Below are 20,597 nucleotides of genomic sequence, written 5' to 3'. Positions count from 1 at the left end.
TTTTATACTCTTTCGAGTAAATATTTTTAGAAGCAGTATTTATTTTCTGCTTTTAATTTCTCTGCGATTGTATTACGTAATTCAACGATATTAGGGTAGTTAGCATATTTTGTAAAACGCTTTAATCCCATTAACATCATGCGCTGCTCATCACCTTCAGCAAAAGAAATGATTCCTTCTTTAGCATTTTTAGTAATAATGTCAACAGCATTGTATAAATATAATTGAGTCATAGCAATTTGTTCTTTTTGAGAAGCTTCACCAGAACGTTTCACGTTTTTCTCAGTTCTCAAAATAGCTGATTCTGCCATGTATGTTTCAATTAAAATATTTGAAGCAGCTGTTAATAATTGTTGATGTTGCTCTAATTCTGGTCCAAATTTTTGGATAGCAGCACCAGCAACCATTAAGAATACTTTCTTTAATTTACCAATGATCTCTTTCTCTTCAGCAAATAATTCAGAATAATCAGGGGTATCAAAAGAAGGAATACCTAATAGTTCTTCACCAACAGCCATAGCAGGATTTAATAAATCTACATGACCTTTCATTGCTTTTTTAACTAACATTCCAACAGAAAGTAATCTGTTAATTTCATTAGTTCCTTCATAAATACGAGCAATACGAGCATCTCTCCAAGCAGACTCCATAGGAGTTTCTTCTGAGAATCCCATACCTCCAAAAATTTGAATTCCTTCATCAGCACAATTTTGTACGTCTTCAGAAACAGCAACTTTTAAAATAGAACATTCTATAGCATACTCTTCAACACCTTTTAATTCAGCTTCTTGATGAGTATTTCCTTCTGATTCACGAATAGTAATTCTATCTTCAATGTTTTTAGCAGCTCTGTATGATGCAGATTCACCAACATATGCATTAGTAGCCATTTCAGCTAACTTAGATTTGATAGCTCCAAATTCAGAAATAGGAGTTTTAAATTGCTTACGTTCGTTAGCGTATTTTACACCTTCAGTAATGATTCTACGTTGAGAATCTAAACAAGCAGCAGCTAATTTAATACGTCCTACATTTAATGCATTCATGGCAATTTTAAATCCACCACCACGAACAGATAACATGTTTTCAACTGGTACTAAAGTATCATTAAAAAATACTTGACGTGTTGAAGAAGCACGAATACCTAATTTATGCTCTTCTTCACCTAATGTAACACCATTAGGATTGTTTTTATCATATTCTAATATAAAACCAGTAATGTTTTTATCATCACCAATACGAGCAAAAACGATAAAAATTTCAGCAAAACCTGCATTTGAAATCCACATTTTTTGACCGTTAATTTTATAGTTTTTACCATCTTCTGTTAATTCAGCAGTGGTTTTTCCAGAGTTTGCATCTGATCCAGCACCAGGCTCCGTTAAACAGTAAGCACCAAAACGCTCACCCATTGCTAAAGCAGGAACAAATTTTTGTTTTTGTTCTTCAGTACCGTATAAGGTAATAGGCATAGTACCAATACCAGTATGCGCACCAAAAGCAGTACTAAAAGATCCAGTTCCACTAGAAATATAGTCACAAGTAAGCATTGTAGAAACAAAGCCCATTCCTAACCCTCCGTAGGCTTCAGGAACAGATACTCCTAAGAAACCTAATTCACCAGCTTTACGCATAGTTTCTTCTGTTAAAGCATAATCTTTAGCCTCGAAACGAGTTTTATGTGGAATGATTTCACGATCGTTAAATTCCATAACGGCCTCTTTCATCATTCTCTGCTCCTCAGAAAAATCTTCAGGAGTAAATATATCTTCGCAATTAGTTTCTTTTACTAGGAATTGCCCACCTCTTAATAAATCTGACATTTTGTTTTGTTTTTTTAGTTTAAGAATTCAAAAATACCTGCTGCACCTTGTCCAGTTCCTACGCACATAGTTACCATTCCGTATTTTCCTTGCATGTTACGCTTACGCATTTCATCAAATAATTGAACTGATAATTTAGCTCCAGTACAACCTAAAGGATGTCCTAATGCAATTGCACCACCATTTACATTAATGATGTCTGCATTTAATCCTAATTCACGAATTACAGCTAATGATTGAGAAGCAAATGCTTCATTTAATTCAATTAAGCTAATATCTTCTTGTTTTAATCCTGCTTGTTTTAATGCTTTTGGAATAGCAGCAACTGGTCCAATTCCCATAATTCTAGGAGGTACCCCAGCGGCAGCATAACTAACCATACGAGCAATTGGTTTTAGGTTTAATTCCTTAACCATTTCTTCGCTCATTACCATTACAAAAGCAGCACCATCACTAGTTTGAGAAGAGTTACCAGCAGTAACACTACCATTAGTAGCAAATACTGGACGTAAACGCTCTAAACCAGCAATGTTTGAACCTTTACGAGGTCCTTCGTCTTTAGTTACTGTATATTTTCTTGTTGCTCTTTTACCTTTAGCATCTATATAAGTTTCTTCAACTTCTATAGGAACAATTTGGTCTTGAAAACGATTTTCTTCTTGAGCTTTTAATGCTTTTAAATGTGAGTTTAAAGCAAATTCATCTTGATCTTTACGTGAGATATTGTATTTCTGTGCAACTTCTTCAGCAGTATTACCCATTCCCCAATAATAATCAGCATGACCAGCAGCTACTGTATCATAATTTAATTCTGGTTTAAACCCTGTCATTGGTACAGAACTCATACTTTCTGCTCCACCAGCAATCACACAATCAGCCATTCCTGATTGAATTTTTGCAACTGCCATACCAATAGTTTCTAATCCTGAAGAACAAAAACGATTAACGGTAACACCTGGAACGTCTTCAATTTTTAAACCCATTAAAGAAATTAAACGAGCCATATTTAAACCTTGAGAACCTTCTGGCATTGCATTACCAACAATTACATCATCAATACGTTTTTTATCGAACTCAGGTAACTGCTCCATCATATATTCGATAGTTTCAGCAGCTAATTCATCAGCTCTTTTAAATCTGAACGCACCTCTTTTAGATTTTCCTACGGCGGTTCTATATCCTTTTACTATATATGCTGTTTTCATTTTTCTTAGTTTCTTAATGGTTTACCAGTTTTTAACATGTGCTGAATACGCTCTAATGTTTTGCGCTCTGTACATAAACTTAAGAACGCTTCACGCTCTATGTTTAATAAATATTGTTCAGAAACTTTTGTTGGTTCTGATAAATCTCCACCTGCCATTACATAAGCTAACTTATTGGCAATTTTTTGGTCATGCTCAGAGATAAACTTACTAGCTTGCATTGAATCGGTAGCAACCATAAATGCACCTAAAGCTTGTTTACCTAATACTAAAACATCTTCACGTTTTACGGGTTGTGTATAACCAGCTTCTGCTAATAAAACAGCATGCTTTTTAGCTTGTGCAATTTGACGTTCTTTATTTACAACAACAACATCTTTTCCTTTTTGTAATAAGCCTAAGTCAAAAGCTTCATAAGCTGAAGTTGATACTTTTGCCATACCTATAGTTAAGAAATATTCTTGAAGTACATTTAATTGTACATCTCCTGTACGGAAAGTGTCTGATGCTCTTAAAGCCATCTCTTTAGAACCACCTCCACCAGGGATAACTCCAACTCCAAACTCAACTAATCCCATGTATGTTTCAGCAGCAGCAACTACTTTATCAGCATGTAATGATAATTCACATCCACCACCTAAAGCCATACCATGAGGTGCAGAAATTGTTGGGATTGATGAATAACGCATACGCATCATAGTATCTTGGAAATACTTAATAGCCATATTTAATTCATCATACTCTTGCTCAACTGCCATCATAAAAATCATTCCTATGTTAGCACCTACTGAGAAGTTTGCCGCTTGATTACCAACTACTAATCCTTGAAAGTCTTTTTCTGCTAAATCAATTGCTTTGTTTAATCCAGCTAAAACATCTCCACCTATAGTGTTCATTTTAGATTGGAATTCACAATTTAAAATACCATTTCCTATATCTTCAATAACTACTCCTGAGTTTTTAAATACCTCATTTGTTTTACGAATATTATCTAAGATGATAAATGAATCTTGACCAGGCTTTTTAGTTTGAACTTTTGCAGTTACATCATAGTAATAAGTTGCTCCTTCTTTAACTGAATAGAAAGAAGATGAACCTTTTGCTAACATTTCAACAACCCAAGCAGCAGGCTCTTTACCTTCAGCTTTCATTAATTCGATACCTTTTTCTACTCCTACAGCATCCCAAATTTCGAAAGGTCCATTTTCCCATCCGAAACCAGCTTTCATGGCATCGTCAATTTTGTATAATTCATCAGATATCTCTGGAATTCTATTTTGAACATACGCAAACATAGCTGCGAAATTCTTACGGTAAAATTCACCCGCTTTATCTTTTCCTCCAACTAATACTTTAAAACGATCAATTGGTTTGTCAATGGTTTTTGTTAATTCTAAAGTAGCAAACTTTGCACGTTTTTTAGAACGATATTCCATCGTGTCTAAGTCTAATGATAAAATTTCCTTTTTACCTTCAGCATTCACTGATTTTTTATAGAAACCTTGTTTAGTTTTACTACCTAACCATTTGTTTTCCATCATGGTGTTGATGAAATCAGGAAGCTTAAATAAATCATGAGCTTCATCATTTGGGCAGTTTTCATAAATACCATTAGCAACATGTACTAAGGTATCAAGGCCTACAACATCAACAGTTCTAAAAGTAGCCGATTTTGGGCGGCCAATTACAGGACCAGTTAATTTATCAACTTCTTCAATAGTTAATCCTAATTCTTTTACTTGATGAAATAAAGATTGAATTCCGAAAATTCCAATTCTATTTCCTATAAAAGCTGGGGTATCTTTAGCTAAAACAGAAGTTTTTCCTAAAAACTTAGAACCATAATCCATTAAGAAGTCAGTAACTTCTTGTTTACATTGAGGGCCAGGAACAACTTCAAATAATTTTAAATAACGAGGAGGATTAAAAAAGTGAGTTACTGCAAAATGTTTTTGAAAATCTTCACTTCTTCCTTCATTCATAAACTTGATAGGAATTCCTGAAGTATTTGAAGAGATAATAGTACCAGGAGTACGGTGTTTTTCAACTTGTTCAAAAACACTTTGTTTTATGTCTAAGCGTTCAACAACAACCTCCATTATCCAATCTACATCTTTAATTTTATGTAAATCGTCATCAATATTACCAGTGGTAATTCTATCTGCAAATTTTTTACTGTAAATAGGAGATGGTTTTGATTTTAAAGAAGCGGTTAGTGCATCGTTAACCAAACGGTTACGTACAGCTTTGTCTTCTAAAGTCAATCCTTTTGCTTTTTCTTTGTCATTAAGTTCACGAGGAACTATATCTAATAATAATACTTCAACGCCAATATTAGCAAAATGACATGCAATACCAGATCCCATAATTCCAGAACCTATAATCGCTACTTTTTTAATTCTTCTTGTCATTAGTTTAATGTTTTATACAGCTTTTTTATTTATATCATCACCATAAATCAATTTGTCTGTAATAAGTTGATTTATAGTTCTTGTTACTTTAAAGAAGTTTTCTAGTTCTTCATCAGTAATATGTTTTCTTACTTCATTATTAAATTGATATACGTGCCCTTTAGATACTTCACGCATTTCTTTACCGTAATCAGTTAGTTTAATAATAACACTTCTTCCGTCGTTTGGGTTTTTTTTCCTGAAAATCATTTTTTTATCTTCCATTGTTTTTAATAAACGAGAAAGACTTGTAGGTTCCATACCCATTAGTGGTCCCAGCGCGGTAGAGGGAGTTCCATCTTCAAAATCAATATTAAGTAGAACAAAAGCTGTAGCCATAGTGCTATTATGTTTTGCAGCTTGCTCATTATACATTTTAGCAACTGCTTGCCATGTAGCTCTTAATTGATGATCTATTGATTTGTTTTTTTCCATACTGGGTCAAATATATAAAAAAAATATTATGCATGCATAGTAAATTGTAAAAAAATTATGCGTGCATAGTATTTTTTTTGATAGAAAATCATAAAATCATAGGGAAAGTAAAATAGTGATTTGGGAAACATATTAGGAAGAATACTATGGAAGTAGTTCATTTTTGTGTGATATTTTAAACAAAAAAGAAAATGATGAAAAATACTTTTACGCTATTTATTCTAATAACTACGTTTTTTAGTGTTAGCGCACAAAATGTAAACATTCCAGATGCTAATTTTAAAAACTATTTAGTAAATAATACAAGTATCAATAGGAATGGAGATAATGAAATACAAGTAAGTGAGGCAAGTAACTATTGGGGGTCTATTTATGCAACTAACTTAGGGATAACTGATTTAACTGGGATTGAAGCTTTTGTAAATTTAAAAGGTTTGCATTGTAACGATAATCAGATAACTAGTATAGATGTGTCTCGTAACTTAAGATTAAAGCATTTATGGTGTTTTAATAATCAGTTAACAGATATAAATGTGACCTATAATACAAGTTTGTTAACTTTAATTTGTGGTAGAAATCAATTAACAAGTTTGACTTTAGGTAATAACTTGTCTCTTAGAACCATTTTTTGTGAAGATAATCAGTTAATAAGTTTAGATATTTCTAGAAACATAGGGTTAAAAAAATTGTCGTGTTTTAATAATCAATTAACAAGTTTAGATGTTTCTAATAATTTAGAACTTCGAGATTTACACTGTTATGAGAATAACTTAACTAGTTTGAATTTTGTAAATAATAGCAAATTATCTAACGTTGCTGTTAATGATAATCATTTAACCAATTTTAATATTGCTAATGGTAATAATAGAGTAATTAGGTATTTAGGAATGCGTAATAATCCAGATTTGTTGTGTGTTACTGTTGATGATCCTGCCTACAGTATTGCTAATTGGAGAGTAAAAGATGCGCATACAAACTATGGCATAAATTGTAATACTTCTGTGTGTGATGTAACAATTCCAGACGCTAACTTTAAATCATATTTAGTAAATAACAGTTTAATTAATACTAATGGAGATACAGAGATCCAATGTAGTGAGGCAACAGCTTTTACTGGAGTAATATACTGTCAAGGGAAACAGATTGCAGATTTAACTGGGATAGAAGCTTTTGTTAATGTAACAAAACTATATTGTAATGCGAATCAATTAACTAGTTTGGATCTTTCTCAAAATATTCATTTAACAGAGTTGTTTTGTGAAAGTAATCAATTAACAAATTTGAATGTTACTCAAAACACAAATTTGACAGTTATAAATTGTGAGAGTAATCAATTAACTACTATAGATTTTACTAATAATGTTAACTTAGTAGAATTAAATTGTAAGAGAAATTCATTGGCAACTATTGATTTAACTCAGAACCTAGCTTTAAGTTATTTGGAATGCGGCTTTAATCAATTGACAGGTTTGAATATTAATAGTAATGTAGATTTAAAATATGTATCATGTCAAAATAATCAAATAACTACTCTTGACATTTCTAACAATAGTAAATTAAAATCTTTAGAGTGTAGTTATAATCAGGTAGCAAGCCTTGATTTGACTCAGAATATAGATTTAATTGCTGTTAGAGCTACAAATAATCAGCTAACAGCTTTAAATGTAACAAATGGGTTTAATCAAAACATGTTAGACTTTAGAATAACGAATAATCCAAACTTACTATGTGTACAAGTTGATAACCCAGCTTATAGCACAACAAACTGGACATTTAAAGATTCACAGACAAGTTATAGTGCTAATTGTAATAGTGTTTGTACTGTAAATATTCCTGATGTTAATTTTAAATCATATTTAGTAAATAATAATTTGATTAATACTAATGGAAATACTGAAATAGAATGTAGTGAAGCAGTTGCCTTTACAGGTATAATAAATTGTTCAAACAAAAGTATTGCTAATTTAACAGGTATTGAAGCTTTTACAGCATTAACAAGGTTAGATTGTAGTCAAAATCAATTAACAAGTTTAGATGTTTCAGTGAACACAAATTTAAGATATTTAAACTGCAGATCTAATGCATTAACGACTATAGATGTTTCAAATAATTTAGGGCTTAGAATATTTAATTGTAGTCAAAATCAATTAACAACTATTGATGTTACCAACAATACTGGTTTAGTAAACTTATACTGTAATCAGAATCAATTGACAAGTTTAAATGTCACTACAAACGCAAGTTTAAAATATTTAAATTGTAAATTAAATCAACTAACAAGCTTAGATGTTTCTAACAATTTAGCGTTAGATATTTTTTATTGTGGTAATAATTTAATAGGTGATTTAGATGTGTCTAATAATCCAAATTTAAGATATTTTAATAGTAAAAATGGTGCTTTAAAAAATTTAAATGTTGCTAACGGGCAAAATTTATCTATAGCTTCTTTTGATATTAGAAATAACCCAGATTTAACCTGTGTTCAAGTAGATGATGTAGCACACAGTACAAGTTCTTGGACCAATAAAGATTCTCAAACAAATTATAGTACACTTTGTTCTACTGTGCCAATTGTTGCTCCAATGCTATCAAAAGCTTTTAAAGAAATTAGTATGTATCCTAATCCAGCAAAAAGCATGTTGCATATAAATAGTGAAGAAAATACTGTTTCAAAAATAGAAATTTTAGATTTTTCAGGTAGAGTTTTAAGAGGGGAAATAAATATAAAGAAAGGAATAGATATTTCTAATTTAAAGTCTGGTATATATTCAGTGAAGATATTTTTAGAAAATGATTTTATAATTAAACGTTTAATTAAAGAGTAAAGTTACCTCTTTGGATATTCTTAAAATAGCTACAGTTTTTAAAGTTAATTTAAAAACTGTAGCTATTTTTTTATGCTTTGATGTAACAATTGAAGATTAGAGCATACTAATTAAATATAAAAAATATGTAAGTTTGTTAAAGCTTGCTATTAAGACAGCTATTAATTAACCAAAAAATCAATGAATAATTTACTAGAAATTAATAATGTGGTAAAACGCTATGGGGATTATACTGCATTAAATGATGTGTCAATACATGTTCCTAAAGGAAGTGTATTTGGGTTGCTTGGTCCTAACGGAGCAGGAAAAACTTCGTTAATCAGAATTGTTAACCAGATAACAATGCCAGATAGTGGTAAAATACTTTTAGATGGAGAAGCTTTAGCTCCTCATCATGTTGAATATATTGGTTACTTACCAGAGGAAAGAGGGTTGTATAAAAGCATGAAGGTAGGCGAACAAGCATTATATTTAGCTCAATTGAAAGGATTGTCTAAAACAGAAGCAAAAAAACGTCTTAAATATTGGTTTGATAAGTTTGATATTGGGGCTTGGTGGGGAAAGAAAATAGAAGAGTTGTCAAAAGGAATGGCTCAAAAAGTACAATTTATTGTTACTGTATTGCATCAACCAAAATTATTGATTTTTGATGAGCCTTTTTCAGGTTTTGATCCAATTAATGCTCAGTTAATAGCTAAAGAAATTTTACAACTTCGAGATGAAGGAGCTACTATTATTTTTTCTACACATCGTATGGAAAGTGTTGAAGAGATGTGTGACTATATCGCTTTAATTGATAAGTCTAATAAAATTTTAGATGGAAAGTTAGATGATGTTAAAAGGGAGTTTAGAACAAATACTTTTCAAGTTGGTTTAAATACTACAAATACTAAGGAAGTAGAAGCTATATTAAAAGAGAAATTTAAAGTTTTACCAGCTGATTTTAGGTCACTAAATGACGGATTAAAGTTAAATGTAAAATTAACTGAAGGTAATACGGCAAATGATTTATTGTCATTTTTAACAACTCAAGGGCAAGTACAACATTTTGTAGAACTAATTCCAAGTGCCAATGATATTTTCATTGAAGCAATAAATAAAAACAGTTAAACGATGAGCAGGTTAAGATTAATTATTGAACGCGAGTTTATTGCTAAAGTTAGGAATAAATCATTTTTAATGATGACTTTTTTAAGTCCGTTGTTAATGGTAGGTATGGGAGCATTGGTTTTTTTCTTGATGAAAAAAAACGATGAAAAGGTTAAAAACATAGTATATGTTGATGAATCTGGATTGTTTTCTAAAGATATATTTAAAGATTCAAAAACTATTAAGTATCAAGATTTTACAAAATTAGGACTTGAGGAAACGAAAAAGAAAGTGGAAGGGGGAGATTATTACGGAGCTTTATATATACCTAAATTAGATAGTATAGAAGTGTTAGCTAAATCGATAGAATTTTATTCTAAAGATTCTCCAGGGATGTCTGTTCTAGGTAATATAGAAAGAAAGATAGAAACACGTTTTCGAAATTTAAAACTTAATAATTTTGGTATTGATTTAGCTAAAATAAAAGCGTCTAAAATTTCTTCTAATATTAAGATGTTTAATTTCTCTGGAGAGGAATCTTCAAAGGCGAAAAATTTAGCAAGTATTATTGCTGGAGGAGCTGCTGGGTATTTACTCTTTATGTTTGTAATGATATATGGAACCTCAGTAATGAGAAGTGTAATTGAAGAAAAAACAAGTAGAATTATTGAAATAATAGTTTCTTCAGTAAAGCCTTTTCAGTTAATGTTAGGTAAAATTATAGGTAATGCGTCAGCAGGATTGCTGCAATTCTTTATTTGGGGAGTTATTATGCTTATAATAAGTGTTGTTGCGTCATCTTTATTAGGAGTTGATATGATGGAAATGCAAACCTCAAAAGTTTCTACTGAACAAATGGATGCAATGAAAGAGGCTGCAAGTGGAGGTAAACTTGAACAAATTATAAAGGAAGTATTGAATCTTCCTTTGTTTAAAATTTTCTGCTTATTTATTTTCTATTTCTTGGGAGGATATATGTTGTATAGTTCATTGTTCGCAGCTGTAGGTGCAGCAGTTGATAATGAAACAGATACACAACAGTTTATGATGCCAATTATGCTGCCTTTAATGTTGGGGATTTATGTTGGTTTTTTTACTGTAATTAATGATCCACATGGGCCAATATCTGTTCTGTTTTCATACATACCTTTTACATCACCTATTGTAATGTTAATGCGTATACCCTTTGGTGTAGCTTGGTGGGAAATAGCAATTTCTATGATATTATTAGTAGTAACTTTTATGGTAATGGTATGGTTAGCAGCTAAAATTTATAGAGTAGGTATTTTAATGTATGGTAAAAAACCTAGTTATAAAGATTTATGGAAATGGATTCGTTATAACGGATAATATATTCTAATAGTTAAAATTAAAAGTAGTTATTGTAAAAGATAACTGCTTTTTTTTTGTGTAAAATAAAATATTTACCATAATTTTATTCATGTGAAAGAACTTAATAATATACTTAACTATTCGTTTAAATTTAGTAAAGAAATAAGCATAAGTGTTAAAGCTATTTTAGTCTTAATACTTGTACTGGTAATTGCCTCTATACTTTTAAAACTTTTTAAAAAGCTAGTAGTAAAAAGGCTTGAGCAAGATGATAAAAATAAATTTGACACTGTTTTTTCTTTTGTTAGTTGGCTATTATACATAACTATTTTTCTTACAACTCTTAGTACATCCGGTGTAAATGTAACAGCAATATTTGCAGCTTCTGCAGCCTTGTTAATTGGTGTAGGTTTGGCTTTACAAACTTTTTTTCAGGATATAATTTCTGGTATTTTTATAATTGTAGACCAAAGTGTACATGTTGGTGATATTATTGAATTAGATGATAAAATAGGTAGAGTCGAAGAAATAAAATTACGAACAACAAGAGCGGTAACTATTGATAATAAGGTGTTAATTATACCAAATCATAAGTATTTAACGAGTAGTTTATATAATTGGACACAGAATGGAACAACCACAAGAGAAAGTGTTGAGGTAGGAGTTGCTTATGGTAGCGATTTAGAGTTGGTTAAAAAACTATTACTAAGAGCCGCTAATGAACATCCAAATATATTAAACAACCCTGAACCTCTAGTTTTGTTTATGAATTTTGGAGATAATTCGTTAGATTTCAAGTTAGTGTTTACTTTAAATGATAGCTTTATGGCTTCTATACCGCAAAGTGATATTCGTTTTAAAATAGATCAATTATTTAGAGAACATAATATATCTATACCATTTCCACAAAGAGATGTACATGTTGTTAAAGAGTAGGGTTTAATGAAAAAAAGAAATGTATTAAGGTTTTTATTCTATATAACCTCAGCTCTATTCATTATGTTTTGTATTTGGGAAATAGAAAATGCTATAATTTTCTTTATTCCTTTACTAGTATTTCTGATAGTTTTGAAAGTACTTGAAGTAATAAAATTTTATAAAAATAAAAGAAGGTTGGTTAAATTAGGGGAGAGAGAATTCTTTTTAAATCAATACATTGCTTCTTTTTTAATTTTAATAAGTTTTATAGTTTATGTTGTATATGTTTCAAAATTTAACTTTGATTTAAATACAGAATTCGCCTACTTTTTTCTAGGTGAAAATGGAAATTCAGGTTTTTTTTATGGGTTGCTTATGTCTTTGGTAATAAGAGGTTTATTTGAAAGTAATTATGAGGTTTATTTAACGGATAAAGGAATTGTAAAGGGAAGAAGTTATTTTGAAGATTATCTATGGGAAGATTTTTTAAGTTTTGAAATAATAAAGGAACAGTCTTTGATTCGTTTTAAAAAGAAAAATGATAAATTTATTTTTATAAAGTACGAAGAAGATACATTTAAAAATAGAGAAGATCTAATAATAAGTAAGTTGAATAAAAATCTAACGGAAGATGTCAAAAATATTAATAATTGAGGACGAAGCAGCAATTCGTAGAGTATTGAAAAAAATTATTTCTGAAGAAAATGATGCTTATAAGGTTGAAGAAGCTGAAGATGGATTGGCAGGAATAGAAATGATTAAAGATAAAGATTATGATTTAGTATTATGTGATATTAAAATGCCTAAGATGGATGGTGTTGAGGTGTTAGAAAAAGCTAAAAAAATAAAGCCAGAAATACCAATGGTTATGATTTCTGGGCATGGAGATTTAGATACAGCGGTAAATACAATGCGATTAGGTGCTTTTGATTATATTTCAAAGCCACCAGATTTAAATCGTTTGTTAAATACGGTTCGTAATGCACTTGACAGAAAAGAATTGGTTGTAGAAAACAAACGATTAAAAAAGAAAGTTAGTAAAAGCTATGAGATGGTTGGTGAAAGTGATGCAATTACTCATATAAAAGATATCATAGAAAAAGTAGCTGCAACTGACGCCCGTGTTTTAATAACTGGACCTAATGGAACTGGAAAAGAGTTAGTAGCTCACTGGTTACATGAGAAATCAGATAGATTAAAAGCTCCAATGATTGAAGTTAACTGTGCTGCGATACCTTCTGAGTTAATAGAAAGTGAATTATTTGGGCATGTTAAAGGGAGTTTTACAGGAGCTAATAAAGATAGAGCTGGTAAGTTTGAAGCTGCAAATGGAGGTACTATTTTCTTAGATGAAATAGGAGATATGAGTTTATCAGCGCAAGCAAAGGTATTAAGAGCTTTGCAAGAAAATCGTATTCAACGAGTAGGATCTGATAAAGATATAAAAGTAAATGTTCGCGTTGTAGCAGCAACAAATAAAGATTTAAAGAAAGAAATTGCTGAAGGGCGATTTAGAGAAGATTTATACCATCGTTTAGCAGTAATTTTAATTAAAGTACCTGCTTTAAATGATAGAAGAGAAGATATTCCATTATTGATTAACTTTTTCACTGATAAAATTTCAAAAGAACAAGGAACTCCTAAAAAAGGTTTTTCTGCAGCAGCAATAAAGTTATTACAAGAATATGATTGGACAGGAAATATACGTGAATTACGAAATGTAGTTGAGCGTTTAATTATACTTGGTGAAAAAGAAGTTTCAGGAAATGATGTAAATATGTTCGCTAGTAAATAATCAAACCTTATACTTTAAAAGTTAAACTATAAATAAAGTTGATGTTAAAATAAAAAATTAGCATCAACTTTTTTATTACAAACTTTTTTTCGGTGGTATATTTGTACTTGTAAAAAATAAATATTAATCATTTAAAATTATAAAAATGGCTACATTAGTTGGTAAGAAATTCCCAAATTTAAACGTTGATGCAATGAACGAAATGGGGGATACATTTAAAGTAAATGTTTTAGAAGAGGCAGTAAATAACAAGAAAAAAGTATTGTTATTTTGGTACCCTAAAGATTTTACTTTTGTTTGTCCTACTGAGTTACATGCTTTTCAAGCTGCCTTAGGAGAATTCGAAAAAAGAAATACTGTTGTAATTGGAGCTTCATGTGATACGCCAGAAGTACACTTTGCATGGTTAAACCAATCTAAAGATAATGGAGGAATTGAAGGTGTAACTTACCCATTATTAGCTGATAGTAACCGTAACTTATCATCTATCTTAGGTATTTTAGATATTTCTAACGAAACTTATGATGAAGCTACTGGTACTGTACAGGTAGAAGGAGATAACGTAACTTATAGAGCTACTTATTTAATTGACGAAGAAGGAACTGTTTTCCATGAAGGAATTAACCACATGCCTGTTGGTCGTAATGTAAGTGAATTTTTACGTTTAGTTGATGCTTACACGCACGTACAAGAAAAAGGTGAAGTTTGTCCTGCAAACTGGGAAGAAGGTAAAGATGCAATGCAGCCTAATGCAAAAGGAACTGCTGAGTATTTAGCTTCTCACTAGAATACATTAAAAGTTCGTGTGAAAATAATAAATTAAGTAGCACGAACTTTTCTTCTCAACACTTTAGTAAAAGTGTGTCTTTTTAAGAGTTCTTTCTTAATAATTAAAAAAATAAAATCATGGTACAAGAATTAAATCAAGACAATTTAGGACAAATTGTTTCAGATAATAAAACTGTTGTTGTTCAGTATGCTGCTACTTGGTGTGGTAACTGTAGAATTATGAAGCCTAAATTCAAGAAATTAGCTTCTGAAAATGAAAATATGGTATTCATTATAGCTGATGCAGAAAAATTCCCAGAAAGTAGAAAATTAGCTACAGTTGATAATTTACCAACATTTGCAACGTTTGTTGATGGTAAATTTGTAAATCAAACTCAAACTAACAAGTTTGATGTATTAAAAGAATTGGTTAACGAAGTTGTGTAAATAACCTGTTAAAAAAGAAAAACATGAAATTACCTGTAATAAAACATTTAACTTCTTTTATAGAAGAAAATGATGAAGATTTTGTAATAGAAACTATAGAAACATTAGAAGCTTTAACCGAAGTTTCATCATTAAAAGATGAAGAGTTAGATGTTATTGGAGAATTGATTTCTAATATGTATGGAGCAGTTGAGGTACACAAAATGATAAAAGAAGGAGCACCTAAAAAAGAAGCGTTAAATACTTTTATGAAACGTGTTTTAGGATCTATAGACAAATAAAAAATCGAGTTTTAAACTCGGTTTTTTACTTTATATAGAAATAATTATCATATTAATTATTTACTCTATAGGTTATTTTTTTATTTGTGATAACAGTTGTTATTGCAACACCTAAGGTAAAACGATTATTATTTTGTATTGAGTTTACATTAGTAAAGCTATAAGTGTTACTGCCTAAGTCAGTTGCTCCAGAAATAGGAGTTTCATCATCAAATATACCATCGTTATCTGTATCAACAAGTAACCTTAAATTAGCAGTGTTTACTCCAGTAATTCCTGTTAAATCAAATCTCATATCAATTGAGCCAACATCTACTGTTGTTCCAGAAATGTTTACTTCGCTTACTCTCCATATTCTATTTAATCTACTTTTAATAATCTCAGGGGCATTTAATCCCGTATTCATTTGAAAGGTTCCATTGTCATGACCCCACATAAAAAATTCACTATCATTAAGGTTTGACGGGTTTAAAACTCTTACAATCCCAGTTCCTTGAGAATCATTATGTAAATTAGTTGAATTTACTCTTCCAATACCAGCAACATCATGATCATAATTTCCAGATGCAGGAGTGTCTTCGTTATATACATCAGATAAGGATAATGAATAGTTGTATTTTGCAGCTAAATAATTTTGGACAATTATTATTTGTGCTTCATTGATTAAATTATCAAACATAATTATTTCTGAAATGTTACCATTAAAGTAGTAATTTGGGGTGTTTGATTCATTTCTACCAGCTCCAACTCTGAATGGTCTTGAAGTATTTGAAGTCATTGTATGAGTTGCAGTAGAAAAGGTATTATTGTTAATAGAAAGATTTTTCTCTCTTGTTGTACCATTATATCTCATCATTTGTGAAGACCAATTTGCAGTTGTATTAATATTGCCTTCTACAGTTTGCCAAGGGCCACTATCTCTACCTGTCCAGAATGACCAATTATTTGAACCTGGACGAGAGTATAAAATAAATCCCCTTGTAGGCGATCCTGAAGGATCATCACGGTTAGATAATACTGCTTTATATGATCCAGAACTTGCAACACTAGATGCTGAGAATATAGTAAATGAAGTAGGAGTTAATCTACTTTGAAATGGGTGTTGAAAGTAATTACTTGTATCATTAAAGCTAAAAGAAGGATAGCTATTTACTGAATTTGTAGTAAATACCGCTCCATTACCATCAGTAAAATTGTGACCATACCCTGAATTATCTGGCCAATTGTTTGTTAGCGTACCATTAGCTACACTTACATTATTTGCGTCAAGCCATAGAACTAAATTTGAACTTCCATCTGTTATTCCAACTCCTCCTGGTCCTGTTTGAGAAAATAATAAAGAAGAAAATATCAGGTTGAATAAAACAAAAAATTTTGATTGTAAGCTCATACTACTTTAATAAATACAATATTTAAATTTAGAATAAAAGTACTATTATTTTTTTAGTATTTAACTTTTGCCTTACTCTCTTATTTAAGATAGTGTTTTTTGTTAAAAGCTAGTTGTTTACTCTATAGGTTATTTTTCTATTGGTTATAACAGTTGTTATTCCAATTCCAATTGTAAAACGATTGTTGTTTGTAAGTGAGTTTACACTATTAAAACTATAAATATTACTTCCTAAATCTGTAGCACCAGAAATAGGAGTTTCATCATCAAATAAGCCATCATTGTCAGTATCAATAAGTAATCTTAAATTAGCAGTACTAACATCTGTGATCCCTGTTAAATCAAATCTGATATCAATACTACCAACATCAACAGACGCTCCTGAAGTGTTTACTTCACTTACTCTCCATACTCTGTTTAATCTACTTTTAATAATATTAGGAGCGTTTAATCCAGTATTCATTAAAAAAGCATTATTGTCATGTCCCCACATAAAAAACTCATTATCGTTTAGGTTTGAAGGATTTAAAACTCGAACTAAACCTGTACCTTGAGAATCATTATGTAAATTACTTGAATTAACTCTACCAATACCGGCAACATCATGATCAAAGTTACCTGCAGCTACATCATCTTCGTTATATACATCATTAATAACTGCTATACTTCCAAATTTTGCACTTAAATAATTATCAATAATTATTTTTTGAGCATCATTTACACGACTGTTATAAAATATTATTTCAAAAAAATCCCCACTGGCTTCATCAGCGCCACTAGAGTTTCTACCAATTCTATCTAAAGGTATACCAGCGGTTGTAGAACCAATATTAAGGTTTTGATTAGCCCCATTTACCCTTACTTCTAGTAATGATGATCCAGTAGTTTTATGATAGGAAATTATAGAGTTTATACCAAAAGGTGAAACAATAGCAGTTGAATAATCAGCAATACCATATCTAGTAAAACCAACTCTGTTTGTGTTTCTCCATTGTTCAACTCTTAATGAAGCTGAAGAGTGGTCAAAAAGAGAGTGTGAATTCCCATTATTAACAGGGTTTGTTACAAAAAAAGTACTTGCATTAGCATAAATTCCTGAAATAGATCCGTTCATAAACTTAGCAGCACCAGTGCTAGCATCAAATCTAGCAGTATTAAATGTTCCAGCTGTATTATAGGTAGGTCTTCTTGTTCCAGATTGTGTGAAGTTATTTGAATTCCCACTAAAATCAGACCAAGTTGATATTAAAGTGCCATTAGCAGGATTGTTACTAATATCTCCATCGGCATTTAAGTCATTGGCTCTTAGCCATACAATAAGAGAGGAAGAACCATCTCTAGCTCCTACACCTCCTGGGCCTGTTTGAGAAAAAGAGGTTATGGTGAAAGAAATAAAAATATAAAATAATTTTTTTTTCATTAAAAAAGAGCTTAACCGTTGATATTTAGCATAAATATACTATCATTTTTTTTAGTTCCTAAAAAATTACTGTATTTTTATAGCCTGGCTATTTTTAGAGATTAAACTCTAGAAACAAAATATTTATTTTATGAAAATAAAAATACTATTTTTTTTCATTTTTGTGTCTTTTTCAGTTTTTGGTCAAATAGATGCTAATTCTTTAATGGGGCTTCCAACTGCAACAAATGCAGAAATGGTTTCACTTACCGGAGTTAGTATTGGTTCTTTATTGTTTAATACTACAGACCAAGAAGTATATAGGTTTACAAGTACAGGTTGGCAAAAACAAGACGGTAGTCAAAATGCATCTCAAGTAAGTATTGTAACACCAGTGGATGTAAATAATATAACAGGAGAGCCAGGCGCAGGTAATGAAAGTACTGTTGAAGAAGTGGTTCAAGCGATAGCTCCAATAACATCAAAAGCAGCTCGAGTGTTTTACCCACCTTCAATAGCTATTTCTACTGCTAATCCTACATTTACAGTTAATTTATACAGTCAATATACCTTGCAGTTTGCAACACCAACAGCAAAGAGTACTTCAGCTCCAAATGCAATACCTACATACGCAGCAGGAGATTTATATTATTATGTTACTTATGCTGACCCAGCAGTTTTTAGTGGATTATCAATTACAGATGCGGGTGTTCTTACAGGTAATATAATAGGGCAACCAACTGATTTGAATTCGTTAATAAATGTTGTTTTTGTAGTTAAATAGCGATGTTAACTCTTCTTAAATAAATTAAAACTTAATTCTCTTTTTGTTCATTTACTTTTTTAATGATAGACTTTAAACGTTCTTTAGTACGTTGTTTTTCTAAACGAAGTTTATTTTCTTTCTGTTTCATTAAACGAGTATGTTTCGCTTTATTAACAGTGTTTTTTGCTTTTCCTTTTTTAGCCATTTTTTGAAGTTTTAATAGCTAGTAATCCTAGGAAAGTAAGAAGTCCATTTAAAATTAGAATAAAAAATTCAAAATCAAATTTCCATAAATAATTGGTTAGATAGTTTATTTCAAATGCTAAAAATGGAGAAATGATACAAATTAGAGGAACTAGTTTGTCTTTTACATTAAATTTAGTAAATAACCCAAAAGCGTACAAGCCAAGTAATGGTCCATATGTATAACCCGCAGCTTTAAATATGTTAGAAATTACACTATCATCTGCGATAACATATTTAAAAAACAGAATAGTAACAATTAGTATAAGAGAAAATAATACATGGATTTTTTTACGTGTTTTTTCTTTTTCATGTTCATTCTCTTTCTTATCAATTTCTAAAATATCAATGCTAAAAGATGTAGTCAATGAAGTTAAAGCACTATCAGCACTAGAATAAGCAGCAGCTATTAATCCTAATAAAAAGAATAATGAAGTAGCTAAACCTAATTTACCACTCATTGCAATCGTTGGGAATAGCTGGTCTTTATGGGCGTTTATTTCATTTGCTGTCGCATAATCAGTTAATAATATCCCTAATGCTAAAAAGAAAAAGTTTACAACAACTAAAACAATAGTAAACCAAAACATGTTTTTTTGTGCGTCCTTTAAATTTCTACAGGTTAAGTTTTTTTGCATCATATCTTGATCTAATCCAGTCATAACAATAGCTATAAAGGCGCCTGCAAAAAAGCGTTTCCAAAAGTAATTTCCAGCTTTTATATCTTCGAAAAAAAATGTTTTGGATAGTTTGTTTTCAGCGATGTAAGAAAATAAATTATCTATTTGCATTTCATCTTTAATCATAACAATACATACTCCTACAGCAATTAGCATAAATAATGTTTGTAAAGTATCTGTCCATACAATTGTTTTTATACCGCCTTTAAAAGTATAAAGCCAAATAAGTAAAATTGTAATCGTTACGGTTACCCAAAAAGGAATACCATAAGAATTAAACAAAATTAATTGTAAAACATTGGCAACTAAAAATAGACGAAATGCAGCACCTATAGTTCTTGATAATAAGAAAAAAGAAGCTCCAGTTTTATAGGAGTAACGACCAAACCTATCTTCTAAATAGGTGTAAATAGAAGTTAAATTTAAGCGATAATATAAAGGAAGTAATACTAAACCTATTACAGCATATCCAACTACATAACCTAATACCATTTGCATATAGCTCATTTGTTGGCCTTCAATCCAACCTGGAACTGAAATAAATGTAACTCCAGAAAGTGAGGCTCCAATCATACCAAAAGCAACCAAATACCAAGGAGATGAATTATTTGCTTTGAAAAAAGTAGTATTATTTGCTGATTTACTTGTAATATATGAGATGAAAATTAAAACACCAAAGTATCCTAGAATAAGTAATATAATGTGTAAAGGTTGCATATGCTTAAATTACGAACTACGAATGTACTAAATT

18 protein-coding genes are annotated in these 20,597 nt (G+C 30.5%); 10 read left to right on the top strand and 8 right to left on the bottom strand.

Annotation, left to right across the window (positions count from 1 at the left end):
• Positions 1-26: 26 nt before the first annotated feature.
• From ACKTTQ_RS11935 to ACKTTQ_RS11920, 4 genes are read right to left on the bottom strand one after another with little or no spacing between them, the layout of a single operon-like run.
• Complete coding sequence (locus tag ACKTTQ_RS11935) at positions 27-1,823, bottom strand: acyl-CoA dehydrogenase family protein (RefSeq protein WP_113787754.1); 1,797 nt, start codon at positions 1,821-1,823, stop codon at positions 27-29.
• A 14-nt stretch (positions 1,824-1,837) separates the two neighbouring features.
• Positions 1,838-3,028, bottom strand: coding sequence for an acetyl-CoA C-acyltransferase (locus tag ACKTTQ_RS11930; protein WP_093869102.1), 1,191 nt, complete (start codon positions 3,026-3,028; stop codon positions 1,838-1,840).
• A gap of 5 nt (positions 3,029-3,033) precedes the next feature.
• Complete coding sequence (locus ACKTTQ_RS11925) at positions 3,034-5,439, bottom strand: 3-hydroxyacyl-CoA dehydrogenase/enoyl-CoA hydratase family protein (protein WP_408049318.1); 2,406 nt, start codon at positions 5,437-5,439, stop codon at positions 3,034-3,036.
• Between the two features lie 12 nt (positions 5,440-5,451).
• Positions 5,452-5,913: a MarR family winged helix-turn-helix transcriptional regulator gene (locus ACKTTQ_RS11920; RefSeq protein WP_408049317.1), complete on the bottom strand. Its 462-nt coding sequence runs from the start codon at positions 5,911-5,913 to the stop codon at positions 5,452-5,454.
• A 191-nt stretch (positions 5,914-6,104) separates the two neighbouring features.
• On the opposite strand from ACKTTQ_RS11920, the gene ACKTTQ_RS11915 reads away from it, so the two are divergent.
• The 9 genes from ACKTTQ_RS11915 (at position 6,105) to ACKTTQ_RS11875 (ending at position 15,368) form a co-directional block, all read left to right on the top strand.
• Positions 6,105-8,738 (top strand): leucine-rich repeat domain-containing protein, encoded by a 2,634-nt coding sequence (locus tag ACKTTQ_RS11915; RefSeq protein WP_408049316.1) that lies wholly within the window; start codon positions 6,105-6,107, stop codon positions 8,736-8,738.
• 180 nt (positions 8,739-8,918) lie between these two features.
• Positions 8,919-9,848: an ABC transporter ATP-binding protein gene (locus ACKTTQ_RS11910; RefSeq protein ID WP_113787757.1), complete on the top strand. Its 930-nt coding sequence runs from the start codon at positions 8,919-8,921 to the stop codon at positions 9,846-9,848.
• Positions 9,849-9,851: 3 nt separating this feature from the next.
• Entirely contained in the window at positions 9,852-11,177 is a 1,326-nt protein-coding gene (locus ACKTTQ_RS11905) for an ABC transporter permease (protein WP_113787758.1), read from the top strand.
• A gap of 93 nt (positions 11,178-11,270) precedes the next feature.
• Positions 11,271-12,095 (top strand): mechanosensitive ion channel family protein, encoded by an 825-nt coding sequence (locus ACKTTQ_RS11900; protein ID WP_233487189.1) that lies wholly within the window; start codon positions 11,271-11,273, stop codon positions 12,093-12,095.
• A gap of 6 nt (positions 12,096-12,101) precedes the next feature.
• Complete coding sequence (locus ACKTTQ_RS11895) at positions 12,102-12,731, top strand: hypothetical protein (protein ID WP_143032750.1); 630 nt, start codon at positions 12,102-12,104, stop codon at positions 12,729-12,731.
• Positions 12,709-13,872: a sigma-54-dependent transcriptional regulator gene (locus ACKTTQ_RS11890; protein ID WP_093869094.1), complete on the top strand. Its 1,164-nt coding sequence runs from the start codon at positions 12,709-12,711 to the stop codon at positions 13,870-13,872. The genes ACKTTQ_RS11895 and ACKTTQ_RS11890 overlap by 23 nt, the downstream gene beginning before the upstream one ends.
• Positions 13,873-14,017: 145 nt before the next feature.
• Positions 14,018-14,659, top strand: a complete 642-nt coding sequence (locus ACKTTQ_RS11885) for a peroxiredoxin (RefSeq protein ID WP_093869093.1) — start codon at positions 14,018-14,020, stop codon at positions 14,657-14,659.
• 119 nt (positions 14,660-14,778) lie between these two features.
• A complete protein-coding gene (locus ACKTTQ_RS11880) occupies positions 14,779-15,087 on the top strand; it encodes a thioredoxin family protein (protein WP_093869092.1) in 309 nt (102 codons plus the stop codon).
• A 23-nt stretch (positions 15,088-15,110) separates the two neighbouring features.
• The gene (locus ACKTTQ_RS11875) at positions 15,111-15,368 is read left to right on the top strand and encodes a DUF6952 family protein (RefSeq protein WP_093869091.1); all 258 of its coding nucleotides are present in this window, start codon (positions 15,111-15,113) and stop codon (positions 15,366-15,368) included.
• Between the two features lie 52 nt (positions 15,369-15,420).
• On the opposite strand, the gene ACKTTQ_RS11870 is transcribed toward ACKTTQ_RS11875, so the two are convergent.
• Both ACKTTQ_RS11870 and ACKTTQ_RS11865 read right to left on the bottom strand, forming a co-directional pair.
• A complete protein-coding gene (locus ACKTTQ_RS11870) occupies positions 15,421-16,758 on the bottom strand; it encodes a hypothetical protein (protein WP_408049315.1) in 1,338 nt (445 codons plus the stop codon).
• A 109-nt stretch (positions 16,759-16,867) separates the two neighbouring features.
• The gene (locus tag ACKTTQ_RS11865) at positions 16,868-18,178 is read right to left on the bottom strand and encodes a hypothetical protein (RefSeq protein ID WP_299136205.1); all 1,311 of its coding nucleotides are present in this window, start codon (positions 18,176-18,178) and stop codon (positions 16,868-16,870) included.
• Positions 18,179-18,308: 130 nt separating this feature from the next.
• Between ACKTTQ_RS11865 and ACKTTQ_RS11860 the strand changes: the two genes are divergently transcribed.
• The gene (locus tag ACKTTQ_RS11860) at positions 18,309-18,941 is read left to right on the top strand and encodes a hypothetical protein (protein WP_233487190.1); all 633 of its coding nucleotides are present in this window, start codon (positions 18,309-18,311) and stop codon (positions 18,939-18,941) included.
• Positions 18,942-18,972: 31 nt separating this feature from the next.
• Here the strand turns inward: ACKTTQ_RS11860 and ACKTTQ_RS11855 are convergent, their stop codons facing one another.
• Together ACKTTQ_RS11855 and ACKTTQ_RS11850 are read right to left on the bottom strand one after the other, a co-directional pair.
• Positions 18,973-19,128, bottom strand: a complete 156-nt coding sequence (locus tag ACKTTQ_RS11855) for a hypothetical protein (protein WP_176974339.1) — start codon at positions 19,126-19,128, stop codon at positions 18,973-18,975.
• The gene (locus tag ACKTTQ_RS11850) at positions 19,121-20,563 is read right to left on the bottom strand and encodes a sodium:solute symporter (protein ID WP_299136203.1); all 1,443 of its coding nucleotides are present in this window, start codon (positions 20,561-20,563) and stop codon (positions 19,121-19,123) included. The genes ACKTTQ_RS11855 and ACKTTQ_RS11850 overlap by 8 nt, the downstream gene beginning before the upstream one ends.
• Positions 20,564-20,597: the final 34 nt, after the last annotated feature.

Source organism: Tenacibaculum halocynthiae, from assembly GCF_964512825.1.
Classification (GTDB): Bacteria; Bacteroidota; Bacteroidia; order Flavobacteriales; family Flavobacteriaceae; genus Polaribacter; species Polaribacter halocynthiae.
Note: the sequence above shows the minus strand (reverse complement) of the source record. Positions and strands in the feature narration are given on the sequence as shown.

What these genes read in the sequence shown, in the direction of transcription:
- ACKTTQ_RS11935 (WP_113787754.1), bottom strand. Translation starts at nt 1,823, where the DNA reads ATGTCAGATTTATTAAGAGGTGGGCAATTCCTAGTAAAAGAAACTAAT.
- ACKTTQ_RS11930 (WP_093869102.1), bottom strand. Translation starts at nt 3,028, where the DNA reads ATGAAAACAGCATATATAGTAAAAGGATATAGAACCGCCGTAGGAAAA.
- ACKTTQ_RS11925 (WP_408049318.1), bottom strand. Translation starts at nt 5,439, where the DNA reads ATGACAAGAAGAATTAAAAAAGTAGCGATTATAGGTTCTGGAATTATG.
- ACKTTQ_RS11920 (WP_408049317.1), bottom strand. Translation starts at nt 5,913, where the DNA reads ATGGAAAAAAACAAATCAATAGATCATCAATTAAGAGCTACATGGCAA.
- ACKTTQ_RS11915 (WP_408049316.1), top strand. Translation starts at nt 6,105, where the DNA reads ATGATGAAAAATACTTTTACGCTATTTATTCTAATAACTACGTTTTTT.
- ACKTTQ_RS11910 (WP_113787757.1), top strand. Translation starts at nt 8,919, where the DNA reads ATGAATAATTTACTAGAAATTAATAATGTGGTAAAACGCTATGGGGAT.
- ACKTTQ_RS11905 (WP_113787758.1), top strand. Translation starts at nt 9,852, where the DNA reads ATGAGCAGGTTAAGATTAATTATTGAACGCGAGTTTATTGCTAAAGTT.
- ACKTTQ_RS11895 (WP_143032750.1), top strand. Translation starts at nt 12,102, where the DNA reads ATGAAAAAAAGAAATGTATTAAGGTTTTTATTCTATATAACCTCAGCT.
- ACKTTQ_RS11890 (WP_093869094.1), top strand. Translation starts at nt 12,709, where the DNA reads ATGTCAAAAATATTAATAATTGAGGACGAAGCAGCAATTCGTAGAGTA.
- ACKTTQ_RS11885 (WP_093869093.1), top strand. Translation starts at nt 14,018, where the DNA reads ATGGCTACATTAGTTGGTAAGAAATTCCCAAATTTAAACGTTGATGCA.
- ACKTTQ_RS11880 (WP_093869092.1), top strand. Translation starts at nt 14,779, where the DNA reads ATGGTACAAGAATTAAATCAAGACAATTTAGGACAAATTGTTTCAGAT.
- ACKTTQ_RS11875 (WP_093869091.1), top strand. Translation starts at nt 15,111, where the DNA reads ATGAAATTACCTGTAATAAAACATTTAACTTCTTTTATAGAAGAAAAT.
- ACKTTQ_RS11870 (WP_408049315.1), bottom strand. Translation starts at nt 16,758, where the DNA reads ATGAGCTTACAATCAAAATTTTTTGTTTTATTCAACCTGATATTTTCT.
- ACKTTQ_RS11865 (WP_299136205.1), bottom strand. Translation starts at nt 18,178, where the DNA reads ATGAAAAAAAAATTATTTTATATTTTTATTTCTTTCACCATAACCTCT.
- ACKTTQ_RS11860 (WP_233487190.1), top strand. Translation starts at nt 18,309, where the DNA reads ATGAAAATAAAAATACTATTTTTTTTCATTTTTGTGTCTTTTTCAGTT.
- ACKTTQ_RS11855 (WP_176974339.1), bottom strand. Translation starts at nt 19,128, where the DNA reads ATGGCTAAAAAAGGAAAAGCAAAAAACACTGTTAATAAAGCGAAACAT.
- ACKTTQ_RS11850 (WP_299136203.1), bottom strand. Translation starts at nt 20,563, where the DNA reads ATGCAACCTTTACACATTATATTACTTATTCTAGGATACTTTGGTGTT.